The organism is Arthrobacter ipis, assembly GCF_014694315.1.
Classification (GTDB): domain Bacteria; phylum Actinomycetota; class Actinomycetes; order Actinomycetales; family Micrococcaceae; genus Arthrobacter; species Arthrobacter ipis.
The window spans coordinates 68272-68781 of the sequence record NZ_JAAOXD010000009.1 but is presented as its reverse complement, the minus strand read 5'-3'; the positions used below and the strand labels follow the sequence as shown (position 1 = coordinate 68781).

General features: G+C 68.0%; 1 protein-coding gene. It reads right to left on the bottom strand.

What is annotated here, in order from left to right:
* Positions 1–510, bottom strand: a 510-nt coding sequence (locus tag G9E11_RS19025; RefSeq protein ID WP_190609187.1) for an MBL fold metallo-hydrolase, incomplete at both ends; no start/stop codon positions are given.

The window sequence follows — 510 nt, the reverse complement described above, 5'->3', positions numbered from 1 at the left end:
ACCTTGGCGAGTGTTTCGCGTTCGGCGGCGATGGTGGTGTTCTCGCCGTGTCCGGTCCGGACGGTTGTTTCCGCCGGGAGGGTGAGGAGCCGTTCGCGGATGGAGGTCAGGATGGTGGGGTAGTCGCTGTAGGAGCGGCCGGTGGCGCCGGGTCCGCCGTTGAACAGGGTGTCCCCGGTGAACACGGTGTTCTCGGTTTCGAGGTGGAAGCAGGTGGAGCCGGGTGAGTGGCCGGGGGTGTGGATGGCCTTCAGGGTGGCCCCGGCGACCTGGAACTCGTCCCCGTCCGCGATTGTCGCATCGGCGGTGGTGCCGGGGTAGACCTGTTCCCAGAGGACCTGGTCTTCGGGGTTCAGGTGGATCGGGGCGCCGACGGCGTCCGCGACCTCACGGGCGGCGCCGATGTGGTCGTTGTGCGCGTGGGTCAGCAGGATCGCTTTCACCTTCCGGCCGCGGACCTGGCTGATGATCGCGGCGGCGTCGTGCGGGGAATCAATGATCACGCACTCG